This window comes from Acinetobacter gandensis, from assembly GCF_001678755.1.
Lineage (GTDB): Bacteria > Pseudomonadota > Gammaproteobacteria > Pseudomonadales > Moraxellaceae > Acinetobacter > Acinetobacter gandensis.
In genome coordinates, this window is record NZ_LZDS01000030.1 from 16,390 (window position 1) to 30,167 (window position 13,778).

At 40.6% G+C, this 13,778-nt stretch carries 13 protein-coding genes and 1 riboswitch; of the genes, 6 read left to right on the plus strand and 7 right to left on the minus strand.

All coding sequences use genetic code 11. The features are described from left to right. Nucleotides 1–8: 8 nt before the first annotated feature. Entirely contained in the window at nt 9–1,343 is a 1,335-nt protein-coding gene (locus A9J31_RS14730) for a Na+/H+ antiporter NhaC family protein (RefSeq protein ID WP_067767677.1), read from the plus strand. A 50-nt stretch (nt 1,344–1,393) separates the two neighbouring features. Here A9J31_RS14730 and A9J31_RS14735 read toward each other — a convergent pair whose 3' ends face one another. Beyond that, entirely contained in the window at nt 1,394–2,419 is a 1,026-nt protein-coding gene (locus A9J31_RS14735; RefSeq protein ID WP_067767681.1) for an AraC family transcriptional regulator, read from the minus strand. 146 nt (nt 2,420–2,565) lie between these two features. Between A9J31_RS14735 and A9J31_RS14740 the strand changes: the two genes are divergently transcribed. Then, nucleotides 2,566–3,441: a metal-dependent hydrolase gene (locus tag A9J31_RS14740; protein ID WP_067767684.1), complete on the plus strand. Its 876-nt coding sequence runs from the start codon at nt 2,566–2,568 to the stop codon at nt 3,439–3,441. A gap of 82 nt (nt 3,442–3,523) precedes the next feature. On the opposite strand, the gene A9J31_RS14745 is transcribed toward A9J31_RS14740, so the two are convergent. From A9J31_RS14745 to A9J31_RS14765, 5 genes are all read right to left on the minus strand, one after another. Beyond that, nucleotides 3,524–4,516 carry a DUF2804 domain-containing protein gene (locus tag A9J31_RS14745; protein ID WP_067767686.1) on the minus strand — a complete coding sequence of 331 codons (993 nt, stop codon included), beginning with the start codon at nt 4,514–4,516 and terminating at the stop codon, nt 3,524–3,526. 137 nt (nt 4,517–4,653) lie between these two features. Beyond that, the gene (locus A9J31_RS14750) at nt 4,654–5,181 is read right to left on the minus strand and encodes a DUF1543 domain-containing protein (RefSeq protein WP_067767981.1); all 528 of its coding nucleotides are present in this window, start codon (nt 5,179–5,181) and stop codon (nt 4,654–4,656) included. Nucleotides 5,182–5,197: 16 nt separating this feature from the next. After that, a complete protein-coding gene (locus A9J31_RS14755; RefSeq protein ID WP_067767689.1) occupies nt 5,198–5,923 on the minus strand; it encodes a CPBP family intramembrane glutamic endopeptidase in 726 nt (241 codons plus the stop codon). A 196-nt stretch (nt 5,924–6,119) separates the two neighbouring features. After that, on the minus strand, nt 6,120–7,346 hold the full coding sequence (trpB, locus tag A9J31_RS14760; protein WP_067767692.1) for a tryptophan synthase subunit beta: 1,227 nt from the start codon (nt 7,344–7,346) through the stop codon (nt 6,120–6,122). Continuing rightward, nucleotides 7,330–7,971 (minus strand): phosphoribosylanthranilate isomerase, encoded by a 642-nt coding sequence (locus A9J31_RS14765; protein WP_067767694.1) that lies wholly within the window; start codon nt 7,969–7,971, stop codon nt 7,330–7,332. Before A9J31_RS14765 ends, trpB begins: the two co-directional genes overlap by 17 nt. Before the next feature lie 147 nt (nt 7,972–8,118). Beyond that, nucleotides 8,119–8,338: riboswitch (cobalamin riboswitch) on the plus strand. A 36-nt stretch (nt 8,339–8,374) separates the two neighbouring features. Between A9J31_RS14765 and A9J31_RS14770 the strand changes: the two genes are divergently transcribed. The 3 genes from A9J31_RS14770 to A9J31_RS14780 all read left to right on the plus strand — a co-directional run bounded on the left by A9J31_RS14770 (nt 8,375) and on the right by A9J31_RS14780 (nt 11,853). Next, the gene (locus A9J31_RS14770; RefSeq protein WP_081410347.1) at nt 8,375–10,252 is read left to right on the plus strand and encodes a TonB-dependent receptor plug domain-containing protein; all 1,878 of its coding nucleotides are present in this window, start codon (nt 8,375–8,377) and stop codon (nt 10,250–10,252) included. Nucleotides 10,253–10,369: 117 nt separating this feature from the next. Then, nucleotides 10,370–10,954: a cob(I)yrinic acid a,c-diamide adenosyltransferase gene (locus A9J31_RS14775; protein ID WP_067767700.1), complete on the plus strand. Its 585-nt coding sequence runs from the start codon at nt 10,370–10,372 to the stop codon at nt 10,952–10,954. 185 nt (nt 10,955–11,139) lie between these two features. After that, complete coding sequence (locus A9J31_RS14780) at nt 11,140–11,853, plus strand: glycerophosphodiester phosphodiesterase (RefSeq protein ID WP_067767703.1); 714 nt, start codon at nt 11,140–11,142, stop codon at nt 11,851–11,853. A gap of 49 nt (nt 11,854–11,902) precedes the next feature. Here the strand turns inward: A9J31_RS14780 and A9J31_RS14785 are convergent, their stop codons facing one another. Next, nucleotides 11,903–12,424 (minus strand): META domain-containing protein, encoded by a 522-nt coding sequence (locus A9J31_RS14785; RefSeq protein ID WP_162270498.1) that lies wholly within the window; start codon nt 12,422–12,424, stop codon nt 11,903–11,905. A gap of 191 nt (nt 12,425–12,615) precedes the next feature. On the opposite strand from A9J31_RS14785, the gene A9J31_RS14790 reads away from it, so the two are divergent. After that, entirely contained in the window at nt 12,616–13,776 is a 1,161-nt protein-coding gene (locus A9J31_RS14790; RefSeq protein ID WP_067767706.1) for an acyl-CoA desaturase, read from the plus strand. Nucleotides 13,777–13,778: the final 2 nt, after the last annotated feature.

Genomic DNA, 13,778 nt, shown 5'->3' on the forward strand with positions numbered 1-13,778 from the left:
TATCTCCTATGTCCTCCGATTCACAAGCGAAAGTGCCAGCTCGTGCATTTGCGCTGCTCCCGCTTATTGTTTTTCTCGCCATTTTTTTAGGCAGTGGCATTTATCATTCCATGATTGGAACTGAGTTTGCCTTTTATCAAGTCAAGGCTCCAGTTGCCGCTTTACCTGCGATTGTATTGGCCGTTTTGCTCTATCGTGGCAAACTCAATGACGCCATTGACACCTTTTTGAAAGGTGCTAGCCATCCAAATCTCATACTAATGTTTATGGTATTTATGCTGGCAGGTGCTTTTGCCAGTGTCAGTAGCGCCATTGGTAGTGTGGATGCCACTGTACAATTAGGACTATCAATTATTCCACCCGAATTTGTACTGCCAATGCTGTTTCTCATTGCTGCGTTTATTGCAACAGCGATGGGTACCTCAATGGGAACCATTGCAGCTTGTGCTCCGATCGCTTTCGGTTTTAGCCAAGTAACAGAAATTGAAACCGTCTATGCCATTGGTGCTGTGGTTGGTGGTGCCATGTTTGGTGATAATCTCTCAATGATTTCAGATACCACCATTGCGGCAACCAGTAGTCAAAAAGTTCAGTTAAGAGATAAGTTCAAAGTCAATGTCTGGATCGCAGTGCCTGCCTCAATTGTGAGCTTAATTATTTACCTCATGATTAGTCAGGGCTCGCAAGCAGTGGAGTATAAAACTTTCGATGTTTGGCTTATCTTGCCGTATGTCGCCGTGTTTATTTTGGCATTTTCAAGATTACACGTTTTAGCCGTACTTGCACTGGGCGTGGTGATGTCAGGCTTGATTGGCTTAATTCAACAACCTGACTTTAATTTACTGGGTCTTAATAATTCAATTTATGATGGCTTCACCAGTATGTTTGAAGTTGCCCTGCTTTCGATGTTCTTGGGCGGCATTTCGGCCATTATGCAAAAAGAAGGTGGCTTGGAATGGTTAATTCAACGAATTTACAGCTTGACCCGATTATTTAAGGTGGGACAGCAACGCGCTGGCGAAATTGGCGTAAGTTTCTTGGTTATTTTCTCTAACTTGTTTGTTGCCAATAATACCGTTGCGATTATTTTATCGGGGGATATGGCGCGAGAAGTGGCTAAAGAATATGGTGTAGATCCTAAACGTGCAGCTGCCTTATTAGATATTTTTTCTTGTGTGGTGCAAGGGCTGATTCCCTATGGCGCGCAGTTATTATTGGCCTGTTCAATTGCCAAATTATCACCTGTCGAACTGATTGGTAGTGTGTATTACTGTTGGGTCTTGGCGCTATTTGCCATCTTAGCAATTATATTCCGCTTCCCTCGCTTTAAAACAGCAGCGTAATTTATAGTCATTCAAAGCGGTCAATTGACCGCTTTTTTTATGGCTCAGTGTTAAGGCTGTAATTGTTTCTTGCGCGCCAAGAGTGTCTGTCCACTATGCGACTTATATGCTCTGGCTAAAGCAGACTGATCTGAATACCCCAGTTGCGCAGCGATGTCTGTGAAGCTCATTTTTTGAAGCAGCAACTGTTCACAGCGCTTCATCCGTTCAGTTTCTAATAATTGTTTGAATGAGGTGCGTTGATCCTGCAATTGCCGTTGTAAGGTTCGCACTGACATATGCAATTCATAGGCTAACCATTCTATTTTCGGCGCTTGTTGTTGATGTCTTAAATATTCAGCAATGCTCTGCTGCATATATTGTAGTGGTTGAAAATGTTGTGGTCGTGCTGCAATCGCATCTTCAGCTTGTCGTAGCAACAATTGCATCAATGAAGGATCAGCCAACTCAGACTTCAAATCTAAACTGTCTGCATGTAACACAAAAGAATAATAAGCCGTTGAAAATTCAATTTGGCAGCTATAAAACTTTTCATAATGATAACGTGCCATTTGCGCGGCATGTGCAAACTGTATAACCAATAATTTTAAAGAAGCTGGAAATATTTGTTTGGCCAAATGCGCCATACATGCCGTGGTCAATTCATTCAACATTGAAAATTCAGGGTTATGCAATGGCCACGCTAAAATGATTTGTTTGCCCTGATGCGTCATGTGCATCGGCACAATTTCATCACCATCAATCACAAGTCGGCTAAAACGTACTACATTTTGCAAAGCCTCCGCGACACTTTCACTACGAGTCGCCATATAACCCAATACGCCAAAGTGCTCTGCACGAATATACTTCGCCATTTCAAATACTAACTGCGGGCAGTCCAAATGCTGCTGGGTCAGTTGCATAATGGTTTTAAAAAAAGAATAAGGGGATTGTGAATCGATGGGTAGCGAAAGCACATGCTGCAATTGCGCCACAAAAGGCGCTAAAAACTCAAGTTGAGTAAAGTCTTGCTCACGTTCATGCAAGTACATATTCCATAACTGGAAATAACCATTTGGGATATGAATTTCAGCCATCACCAACCCTCAAAGTCATCATTCTATTTTGACATTTAATATTTTCACTTTGGCGTAAAATGTATAAAAAATGGCAATATCTGTCAAAACAAAGTGACATTTCTCCGACATACTGCATTTAATACGAATCGCACAGAAAATAAATTATGAATGCAATCGTCCAATATCAAGTCGAACCTGTGGTTCGCACTAAACTCGATTTTAAGTTAAATGAAGCACCACGTTTTTGGTTTGGCGGTGATCCATTTCGTACTCGTATGTTTGATGCGCTGAGCCTCACCTTCCCAGATGGCGAGCGTTATTTTATTCAATGTGTACGTATGTTCCGCGACAAAATTCAAGATCCTGACTTACAACAACGTGTTGCAGATTTTATTAAGCAAGAAGCGCAACATGGTATGGCTCACGACAAAATGAACCAAGTCATGCGTGATCAAGGGATGCCCGTGGATGCTTTCATTCAGCGTTTAAACAAAATTTTTAAGTTTGAGCTAACGAAACGTTCACCACAGTACAACATTGCCATGACGGCAGCCGCAGAACATTTAACAGCCTTAATGGCAGAAACTTTCTTTAGCAAAAAAGAAACTCTACAAGACGCACATCCTTATGTCCGTGCTTTATTTGCATGGCATGCCATTGAAGAAATGGAACACCGTGATGTAGCCTTTGATGTGATGAAACACGTTGGTGATGTACCTGAGTTGACGCGTAAATTTGCACTCGCATTTACCACAGTAATGATGTTCGGTTTTACCACCTATCGTGCCGACGTCATGTTGAAATACGATGGTTTTAACCGTCGAGAACGTTTGCAAATGATGGCAAAAGGTTTGCCGTGGTTCTTTGGCAAAAAAGGCATGCTATCACGCATGCGTGGGCAATACTCAGATTGGTTTAATCCAAACTTCCATCCAAGTCAGCATCCTGTAATCGCGCAGTATGATGTTTGGGTCAAAACACTTGAAGAAACCGGCGATCCCATTGCTGCGGGTGAAGCATTTTGGCAGGCAGGAAGATAAATTCCGTTCACCCATCCATAAATAAGACCGTATCGAATACGGTCTTTTTTCTTTTAAGTGCTAACAATTTTAATGAAATCAATCACCACTTGGCATAATGCTGTTCGAGTAAACCATATTCATTCAAAAATACAATTTCCTCGCCATCTTTTAAAATGGTTCCGCTGACTTTGGCTTGCCACTGACTAAACTGACTACCGACTAAGCGAAGATTCAGATTTTCATAACGCCGCCAGCCCGTACTAACCATCAAATTTAAAGTGTTATCTAAAGAGCTAATGCTCCACAGGTTATCGCCTTGTTGCTGAAACAATACATCTGCCAGTGGATATAAACTACCGTTGACCCAAAGGCAATTTTCATTACCAAAGCTTTCATTCACCCCTGAAGCTAAGTTAATACCAATGCGACGGTTTTGACTGTCCCAAAAGTTACACGATAACCAGAACCAAGCTGTTTCTGGACGTAAAAAACCGCAGGTATCATCCAGCGATACAAACGTTCGCTCATGAAATTGAATGGTTTTGCCTTGCTTATTAATAAAAAAGCCTTCGCAACCTAAAGTTGTGAGCTTTTGGGTATATGTCCAACCATTGATGCCTGTTGGACTACACATACTTAGTGGGTCAGTCCCCGCACAAAAAACTCGCGCACTGAGTTTCAACTCACCATGTTTAGACATTTGGATATAGCGCACACCATTAGCATGTTGTATATCTAACTGCACACCCGATTTAATAAAATGGCTTTGGTTGAATAATGGTTGCTCATCTAAAACGGTATTTCTAGATAAAAAATTAATGGAATTCCATTCAAGTACGTCATTGGTTAAATGATCATATACATAGACAAAACCGTGCCCTGCCCATGCAATATCTGCAATTGCCAGGCCAATGGTATAATGTTCATGTTGAATACAACAAAATTTAAATTTTTTATATTTTAAACGCTTACGCCAACCATTCAGTGTCTTCCCATACGGTGTCTTATATTCATATTTACTTAAATCAATATGATTAGGGAGTTGACTGAAACGCCCATAATTGGGCTGTCCATTCGGCCGTATTAAATCCATATACGCCATTCCATTAAGGTTTAAATCGCTAAATCCTGATGATTATTATGCCTATTATTCAGTGCCTGAAAAGTCAATCCGTCTGTTTTCAGGCAAAAATCACAAAAAAATATAAATGCTGACTTTTTAGCTATTAATCACAACAAATGTTCATTTATTAAAATGTAATCATTTGACCATTGGCTTTGTATTACTGCATCAGTCGCCACAAGTTGAACATAACGACCATGCACATGATCAATAGCAATACAATCATCTACATCGAGCACACGGTCAGTATGTTGTTTTTGCCAATGTGCATCAAAATAAGTTTTGCCACGTTGTTTTGCGACCATGGCATTTTGCCCCGTCACTAAAACATAACAGTGCAATTCACCAAAATCTCGCGCATCATAGCCGCCTAAATTGATCAACCACAGTTTTTCATCCTGTACATTCGGTGCTGCATCGGTAAATTGTATGCGGTAGTGTGTCTGCTCTGTTTTTACAGTTTGAATTTGTGCCCAAGCATCAATATGCAGACCCTTTTGCTCACCAAACCATGCATTTCTCAGTTGTGGATAGACTTCTTCTAAAGAATCACCAACAGCAAGAATCACATCATGTACTTCAACATTGGCACGTGCATGTCGCCCTCCCAACATTACCACAAATAAACTAGACACAACCCCATCCTCGGTTCTAGACAGCATTCACCATCTGCAATATTTTCAATAAAATCAAACCACCTAAAGATAATAATGCATTATTAAAGAAGTGGATAAGTAAGACATGCCATATATTGCGCGTCCACAAATATATGATGTTTAAAAACAGACCTGCAACCATAAAACTTATTGTTGCGATCAGGTTGCCATCAAAATTATGGTAATGAATTAAGCCAAATAAAATTGAGTTCAGCAATACAAGCATGACGCGCCATAGCCAAGGCTGTACAAAAAGCTTATGTAGTAAGGTATAGCGGAAAATAATATCTTCTAGAAGTGCCGTAAATAATGGCCCAAGGCTAATAATCAATAAACTAAAAAAGGCAATACTATTAGGATCAATAGATGGCTTTTCTTCACCACTCGACCCCAACGGTAAAACACTGCGGGTTAAAGAAATCACCACCTGCAACACGATTGCGCCTATCACGACTAAAAGGCTAGAACGCCAAAAGGCCTGCTTATACTTTTGCCAATGCATAGACAGCATGCTTTTATACAGCCAACATACCGCAATAAATAAGATGCCCCGAAAAATTGAATCCCCTAAAGCAACCTGAACAGAAATACCAAAAAGTTGTTCTAGGATAAAGCTATTAAAAAATATCAGTGGGAGAATACACAGTGCTAAAGTATCACGCCATTGCCATGAAATGTGTTGAGGAAAGGATTCAGCTCGAACCAATTGAGTAAACGTCATTGTTATAAAATATTTCTTAAGCAGTAGAGTTTCATCATTATTGTGACGCAATATACACTTTTATTCTGCTAGGTTTTTGTAGGCAAATCCAAATAGTTTCTTCAGTGTTATAAAAAAATCGCACAGAATAGCTTCTGCGCGATTTTTTCTTCACCCTCTCCAAACCTCTCCCAAAGGAAGAGGCTGAAAAGCGAAATTACATCTCAACCATTTCAACGCCATCAATGCGAGCAACGGTCATCAAGTCTTTATCACCACGTCCTGAAACGGTGGCAATAATGATTTGGTCTTTATCCATAGTTGGCGCCAGCTTGGTCACATACGCCATTGCATGTGAGCTTTCTAGTGCAGGGATAATACCTTCAATTTGAGTTAAATCACGGAAGCCTTGCAATGCTTCATTGTCATTGATCGGCACGTAGTTCACACGGTGCATATCTTTTAAGAAGCTATGCTCAGGGCCTACACCTGGATAATCCAAACCTGCAGAAATCGAGTGAGTTTCAATGATCTGACCTTGTTCATCAGACATTAAGTAAGTACGGTTACCATGCAGCACACCGACATGACCTGCATTCAATGGTGCAGAGTGTTTGCCTGTTTCAATGCCGTAGCCTGCCGCTTCAACACCGTACATTTTTACATCTTCATCATTCAAGAATGGATAGAACAAGCCCATTGCATTTGAACCGCCGCCCACACATGCCACCAAGGCATCTGGTAAACGACCTGCTTGCTCTTGGATTTGTTTACGTGCTTCCCGACCAATGATCGATTGGAAATCACGTACCAATTGCGGATATGGGTGCGGACCTGCCACTGTACCAATCACATAATAAGTAGAGTCAACATTGGTTACCCAGTCACGCATCGCTTCGTTCATGGCATCTTTCAATGTTTTTGAACCGCTTTCCACAGGTACAACAGTCGCACCAAGCAAACGCATACGGTACACGTTCATCGCTTGACGTTTAACGTCTTCAGCACCCATGAACACCACACATTCAAGGCCTAAACGCGCTGCAATCGTTGCTGTAGCCACACCGTGTTGCCCTGCACCTGTTTCAGCAATAATACGTTTCTTACCTGAAAGTTTAGCAAGTAAAGCCTGACCAATCGTGTTGTTTACTTTATGCGAGCCTGTATGATTCAGGTCTTCACGTTTTAAGTAAATTTGCGCACCGCCCAGTTCTTTTGACCATCGTTCAGCATAATAAAGAGGACTAGGACGACCTACATAGTAGGCGAGATCACGGTCGAATTCTGCCAGAAACTTAGGATCATCCTTCATACGGAAATAAAGTTTTTCTAAGTCTTCTAATGCTGCCATTAGAGTTTCTGACACAAAACGTCCGCCATGGATACCGAAATGCCCGCGTTCATCTGGGAATTGGGTATAGTCAATCTTATTTTGCTGATCCACGTTGGACTCCTTGCATAAACTGTTCAATGAGTTTCTTGTCTTTGATACCTTTAGCGGACTCTACGCCTCCGCTGACATCAACTGCATAAGCATTGGTCGTCTTTATAGCGTCTTCAATATTGTCAGGCTTTAAACCGCCTGCCAAGATTAATGGAATATCGAGTTTGGGGAATTGAGTCCAGTCAAAACTGTGCCCTGTTCCACCTTTGAGTTCAGGATGCCATGCATCCAAAAGCACTGCACTTGCCCCAGCGTTCTGATACTGCTGTATTTCAGCAATCACATCCATGTCTGGTTTCATTTGAATGGCTTTATACCAGCGGCGGCCAACCTGCTGCGAAATCTGCTTGCATTGTTCAGGCGTTTCATCACCATGAAACTGCAAAATATCAACAGGCGCTTGTTTTAAAATCTCGGCAATTTCATCCTGCGATGCATTCACAAATAAACCCACAGTTTGCACATACGCAGGGACATGCTGAACCAATTCAGCAGCCTGCACTGCCGTTACACTGCGTGGACTGGGCGCAAAGAAGACAAATCCGATGGCATCTGCGCCAGCTTGGACTACAGACTGGATATCTTGAATACGTGTGATTCCGCAAATTTTGGCACGGGTTCGCATATTATTGTGGCTCTAACTCCGCCCTATTCATAGCCTATCTATAAATATGAGGGGCGAATCATTGTAATGCAATTTTCATGCATTGCGTAAAGTTCATCCTGAATATTTATTTACATCCGTTGTTTAAGACTCATACAAACTTTATACTGCGCTCAACTTGCTGCAAGTTGAGCTTAGGCTTAGGGAAGCTGGTGAGAATCCAGCACTGCCCCCGCAACGGTAAAATGAACCTCATATCTTTATAAACACCTTCAATTCATGAAGGAGTTTACACCACTGCATTGTTACGGGAAGGTGGATATGCCAATATTGTTTTAAGCAATATTTATATTTAAGTCCGGATACCTGCTTGCTGCGTTCTTCAACTCAATCATTCACGTGGGGTGAATGTATGGAGCAAAGTATGTCTACTCTTTTTCAGCCTACAGCATTAGTGGGCGCAATCGCTATTGCAATGGGTTTTTCAACAAATACTGTGGCTGCTGACGCAGTTGAAAATAAAGCTTCCACAACTTTAGATACCATCGTTGTTACCGCTTCACGCAGTGAAGAAAATATTAATGATGTCCCTGCACGTATTTCAATTATCGAACCTAAAATTGTTGAGCAATCACCAATTGCGGAACTACCACACTTATTGATGAGTGATGCCGCGATTAACATGGTTCAAAGTGGTGGTTATGGTCAAGTTTCATCTATTTTCTTACGTGGTACAAACTCAAACCAAACTTTAGTGTTACGTGATGGTGTTCGTTTAAATACAGCGACAACAGGTGCGCCATCTTTAGCATTTATCGATACCACTGATATTAAACAAATTGAAGTCCTCAAAGGACCTGCTTCTGTGCTTTATGGTACAGATGCGATTGGTGGTGTGATTCAACTTGTTTCAAAAACACCTGAAAATACCAGTGCTTTTGTGACTGGCGAGATGGGTGAAAATGGCACCTACAAAACCATCGCTGGAGCAGATGTTGCAGAAGATGGTTTCTATGCTCAAATTCGTGGTCAACGTTTAGAAACTGACGGCACACAAGTCACTGACTGGAAAAATAGCAAAGTTAAAACTGCTGATTATGATCAAAAAGGTTTTAGTGCCAAAGTTGGTGTGGAAAAAGAAGACTATGCGCTTTCTGTAGATTATCAACAAAATAAAGGCTCTACAGGCTATATCGACTGTAGTGCTTATGATGCGAACTATAACTGTTCAGGCTTAAAAAATCTTTCTCAAGATTTTAAAAATGAAATCGTGAATGTTAAAGGTCGTGTCAATATCGCCTCTGATATTTCTGTGAATGCACGTTTATCACAATTTAAAGATGATATTGATCAAAATGATGTGAACTATGATGGGTCATACGATTTTATTCATAGCAAAACTCAAGAAGCTGAATTGTATGGTAAATGGCAATTCACCCAACATCAAAATATCTTGTTAGGCACAACCTACCAAACTATTAAAGGCGATGTGATTTCCTTTACAGCTCCTTACAAAGGGGACGTGGATTCACAAGGTTATTATATTCAACATCAGTATAAAAATAATGGCTTAGATACCCAAGTTGGCTTACGTGTTGAAGACAACGAAAAATATGGAACACATACAGTAGGTCAAGCTGCTGTTCGTTACAAAATCCTGCCATTAACCAGTGTTTATGCCAATATTGGTACGGCATTTAGATCGCCAACACTCAATGAATTGTATAGTTCTTATGGCACTGCTGATTTAAAACCTGAAGAAAGCACATCTTATGAAATTGGTGTAGATCAAAAATTAGCTTATGGCTTAAGTACTGGTTTATCTTTATATCGCACAGAAGTTGATGATTTAATTGACTACAATGCAGCGAATAAAAATAAATTTGGCAATGTAAAAGAAGCTAAATTCCAAGGTGGTGAAAGCTATTTGGCTTGGCAACAAGACCAATGGTTTGCAAAAGCAGCCTATAACTACGTGAAAGCTGAAAATGAAAAAACAGGCAAAGAGTTAAATCGTCGTCCTCGTCAAAGCTTTACATTAACCGCAGGACTTCAAAACGAAATTTATGGAATCAGCGGTGCTTTATCATCTAAATCACATGCACAAGATTACCAACGTGAAAATCCTGGCTACGTGACAGTAGATTTCAATGCATATTGGAACGTGAATCCAAACGTAAAAGTCTTTACCAATATTGAAAATGTCGGTGATGTGAAATACAAAACTGCATCGTATGGTGGTGGTTACTACTATGTGAATGGTGGTCGTTTAGCTTCTGCAGGTGTGACATTTAAATACTGATTTTTAGTTAATCAGTTTCATCAATAGAACGCAGAAAACTTTGAGGATAATGTCATGACTATGGCATTATCCTTTTTTATGACAGACCCGAAATTTTCATCATTTTAAGGACAAGACATGGGCCACCGCTTAAGTAAAATTTATACCCGCACAGGCGATTCAGGTACGACAGGTCTTGGCGACGGATCACGCGTAGCCAAAGATGATTTACGTATTGAAGCCTTAGGAGATGTCGATGAACTCAATTCAAGCATTGGTATTCTGCGTTCGCACATCGCACTTAGCAGTATTGAAGACAAAGCGACTTGGGATAAATCCCTCAGCCTGATTCAGCATTGGTTATTCGACCTTGGCGGTGAAGTCTGCATTCCAAACTTCAACTTGGTACAACCTGTGTCAATTGAGTTTTTGGAAAATGACATTGACCGTATGAATGAAGCGCTGCCAATGCTCAAAGACTTTATCCTGCCATCAGGAACATTGGTGTGCAGCTTTGCCCATCAAGCGCGTGCAGTTTGCCGCCGTGCAGAACGTCGTTTAATGGCTGTACATAACCGTGACCAGAACATTCAAGCACCGTCATTGCAGCTTTTGAACCGACTTTCAGACTGGTTATTTGTCGCATCAAGAACTTTACAGCGCGCCGAAGGTGGTTCTGAAGTGTTATGGCAAAAGAATATTAATGACACGATTGATCAATAAGTATTGGATCAAAACATTGCTCAAATCCTTTGACCAATTAAAAGTCTATTTTACATTGAAATAAATTGAAACATTTCGTCCGATCATTCTTGTAATTCAAAATGATCGGCTCAAAATAATAGTGTCATCTCCCTGTCATGCTTACAGGACACTATGTTTTTATCTTTCAATTTTGCAGGCCCTTTATGCGCATAATCGGACACCGTGGCGCTCGTGGCGAAGCACCTGAAAACACCCTTGGTGGTTTTCAATATATTCAAGATTTAGGCATACGCGCAGTTGAATTTGATGTGCGACAGCTAAAAGATCGCGCCTTGATTGTGATGCATGACGATCAATTCATCCGTACCACCGGCCAAGATAAGTATCTCTATGAATGCGAAAGTTCTGAACTAGAACCGTATAACCATGCAGTGACATGGTCTGAATGGAATAAAGTTGAGCCAACACCTTTATTAGATCAAACGCTGAAGATCATCCATAACTTTGATCATATAGAAGTTGAGGTGAAAGCGGTGAAAAACCAAGATGAAGCAGATCAACTTACAGCGGTTTTGCAACATCAGCTAAAAGGTTTCGAACAATCTGCGGTGATTACCAGTTTTGACCCCAAAATTCATTACGCCCTCAACACGCAGAAGTCTCATTTCAAACATGGTTTATTGATTGAAGATAACGTCCAATTTAAAGCGATTGATCAAGCCCTAGCTTTAGGATGTTGTCAAATTGGCTGGATGAATCAACTGGCAACGAAAGAAATGATTCGAGCGACGCAACAAGCAAACCTGAATATCAGTGTTTGGACTGTCAATGATATTGAACGTGCGAAAGAATTAAAGGATTTAGGTATAAACGGTTTAATTACCGATTTTCCGAAATTAATGATGCAGCATTTTTAATACTGCATCATTCTACTAATCATACCTATGCATACTTGTACTGAAAGGATTATTTACGCTCAAGGACAAGTAGCGTCTGACCACGACTATTCTGCATAGTCATACGTTTACCCTGTATTTGAAATTGCGTGACTGCTTGTAGCACATCGGACAGTTCGGCCTCTTGTGCCAAGGCAGAATCACAACTTAAATATCCTGCACGCGCATTCAGATCAATGCTGCCTTTCACAGTATCCATCACATAGTTGCCCTCTATACGATTACACCCCGTATTGCCTTGAATTTGTTTAAATTGTGAATTAAATAATAGATAGGGGATACTGTGAAAAAACTTCGCCTTGTTTCCTGATATTTGCACAATGTCCCATTGCACATCTTGAATCCCATCAGACAATCGGGTGACTTTTAAAGGACGTTCCAACGAACTGCTTGATGACTTAGTAGTCATTCCAGAAGGCGTGGAACTTTGACATGCTGCCAACCCTATAACGCTACTTAACACACCATAAACCATGTGTTTTTTAAGTATTTTCAGCAGTTTTTTATGCTTATTTTGCTGATATTTATGCATGTTCATCTTCCCTTTAAAAAGTCAGAAAACTTCAGTCTTATTATGTTACTGTTTAGTACAATACAACTGTACAATAACAGTGGTTAAATCGGGTTTTACCGTGCTAATATGCTGTACAACTCTAATCCCTTAAAAAAATAAAGGGATTAACCTCAATAATACCTCCCAAGGTTTCAGGAGTGCTGTTGGAGATGAATGCTCCCCTACCCAAAGCCCCAATGAACTGGATCGCGATTTTTGCATTGGTGTTCTTACCAATTGTTGCTGTTATCGCTATTCCGTTATATGCCATGAATCATGATTTTAGTGCTGCTGCATGGATCAGTATGATTATCTTACTCGGCGTTAGCAGTTTAGGAATCACGGCGGGCTACCACCGCTTATGGGCACATCGTGCTTATGAAGCAACTCTACCATTAAAAATCATTTTAATGCTGATGGGTACTTTTGCAGTTCAAAATAGTATTTTATTTTGGGCTTCAGGCCACCGTACACATCACCGTCATGTTGATGATGTGGATCAAGATCCATACTCAATCAACCGTGGTTTTTGGTATGCACATATTGGTTGGATGCTTCGTGATTATCCAGCAGCAGCACCAAACTATAAAAATGCACCTGACTTATTAAAAGATAAAGTCGTGATGTTCCAAGACAAATATTACATCCCTTTAGTGATTGCCGTTCACGCAGCTATTTTGTTACCAATTGGTTGGGCTGTGGGCGATATGTGGGGCGTATTGTTATTGAGCGGTTTAATGCGTTTAATCTTAAGCCATCACGTAACTTTCTTTATTAACTCACTTTGCCATATGTGGGGCAAACGTCCGTATACTGATGAAAATACAGCACGCGACAACTTTGTTCTAGCTATTGCTACTTGGGGTGAGGGTTATCATAACTATCACCACATTTTCCAATACGACTACCGTAATGGTGTTAAGTGGTGGCAATATGACCCAACTAAATGGTTAATTTGGTCATGTTCTAAATTAGGTTTGGCAAAGAACTTACGCCGTATTCCAAGCTTTAATATTAAAAAAGCTGAGTTGGCCATGAAGTTTAAATATGCTGAACAAGACCTTGCGATTTATGGTCTGAATATGACCGATGACATCGCCACAGCAAAACAACGTATTTCTCAAGAATATGATGCGTTTTCGCAAACCTTGAATGACTGGGCGAAATTAAAAGAACAGGAAATTCAAGCGAAGAAAACCGCCGTTGCTGAAAAAATCCATCAAATGGATGACAAGTTAAAGCTTGAGTTCCAACAAGTTGAGCAACGTCTTTCACATCACCGTGAAACACTGAATCAATTGATGCGTAACTTGAAGAAAAAAACGGTTTAAGC

Bases quoted from the DNA above. Each gene is read 5' to 3' on its own strand.
- A9J31_RS14730 (WP_067767677.1), top strand. From the start codon at position 9: ATGTCCTCCGATTCACAAGCGAAAGTGCCAGCTCGTGCATTTGCGCTG.
- A9J31_RS14735 (WP_067767681.1), bottom strand. From the start codon at position 2,419: ATGGCTGAAATTCATATCCCAAATGGTTATTTCCAGTTATGGAATATG.
- A9J31_RS14740 (WP_067767684.1), top strand. From the start codon at position 2,566: ATGAATGCAATCGTCCAATATCAAGTCGAACCTGTGGTTCGCACTAAA.
- A9J31_RS14745 (WP_067767686.1), bottom strand. From the start codon at position 4,516: ATGGATTTAATACGGCCGAATGGACAGCCCAATTATGGGCGTTTCAGT.
- A9J31_RS14755 (WP_067767689.1), bottom strand. From the start codon at position 5,923: ATGACGTTTACTCAATTGGTTCGAGCTGAATCCTTTCCTCAACACATT.
- A9J31_RS14765 (WP_067767694.1), bottom strand. From the start codon at position 7,971: ATGCGAACCCGTGCCAAAATTTGCGGAATCACACGTATTCAAGATATC.
- A9J31_RS14770 (WP_081410347.1), top strand. From the start codon at position 8,375: ATGTCTACTCTTTTTCAGCCTACAGCATTAGTGGGCGCAATCGCTATT.
- A9J31_RS14775 (WP_067767700.1), top strand. From the start codon at position 10,370: ATGGGCCACCGCTTAAGTAAAATTTATACCCGCACAGGCGATTCAGGT.
- A9J31_RS14780 (WP_067767703.1), top strand. From the start codon at position 11,140: ATGCGCATAATCGGACACCGTGGCGCTCGTGGCGAAGCACCTGAAAAC.
- A9J31_RS14785 (WP_162270498.1), bottom strand. From the start codon at position 12,424: ATGCATAAATATCAGCAAAATAAGCATAAAAAACTGCTGAAAATACTT.
- A9J31_RS14790 (WP_067767706.1), top strand. From the start codon at position 12,616: ATGAATGCTCCCCTACCCAAAGCCCCAATGAACTGGATCGCGATTTTT.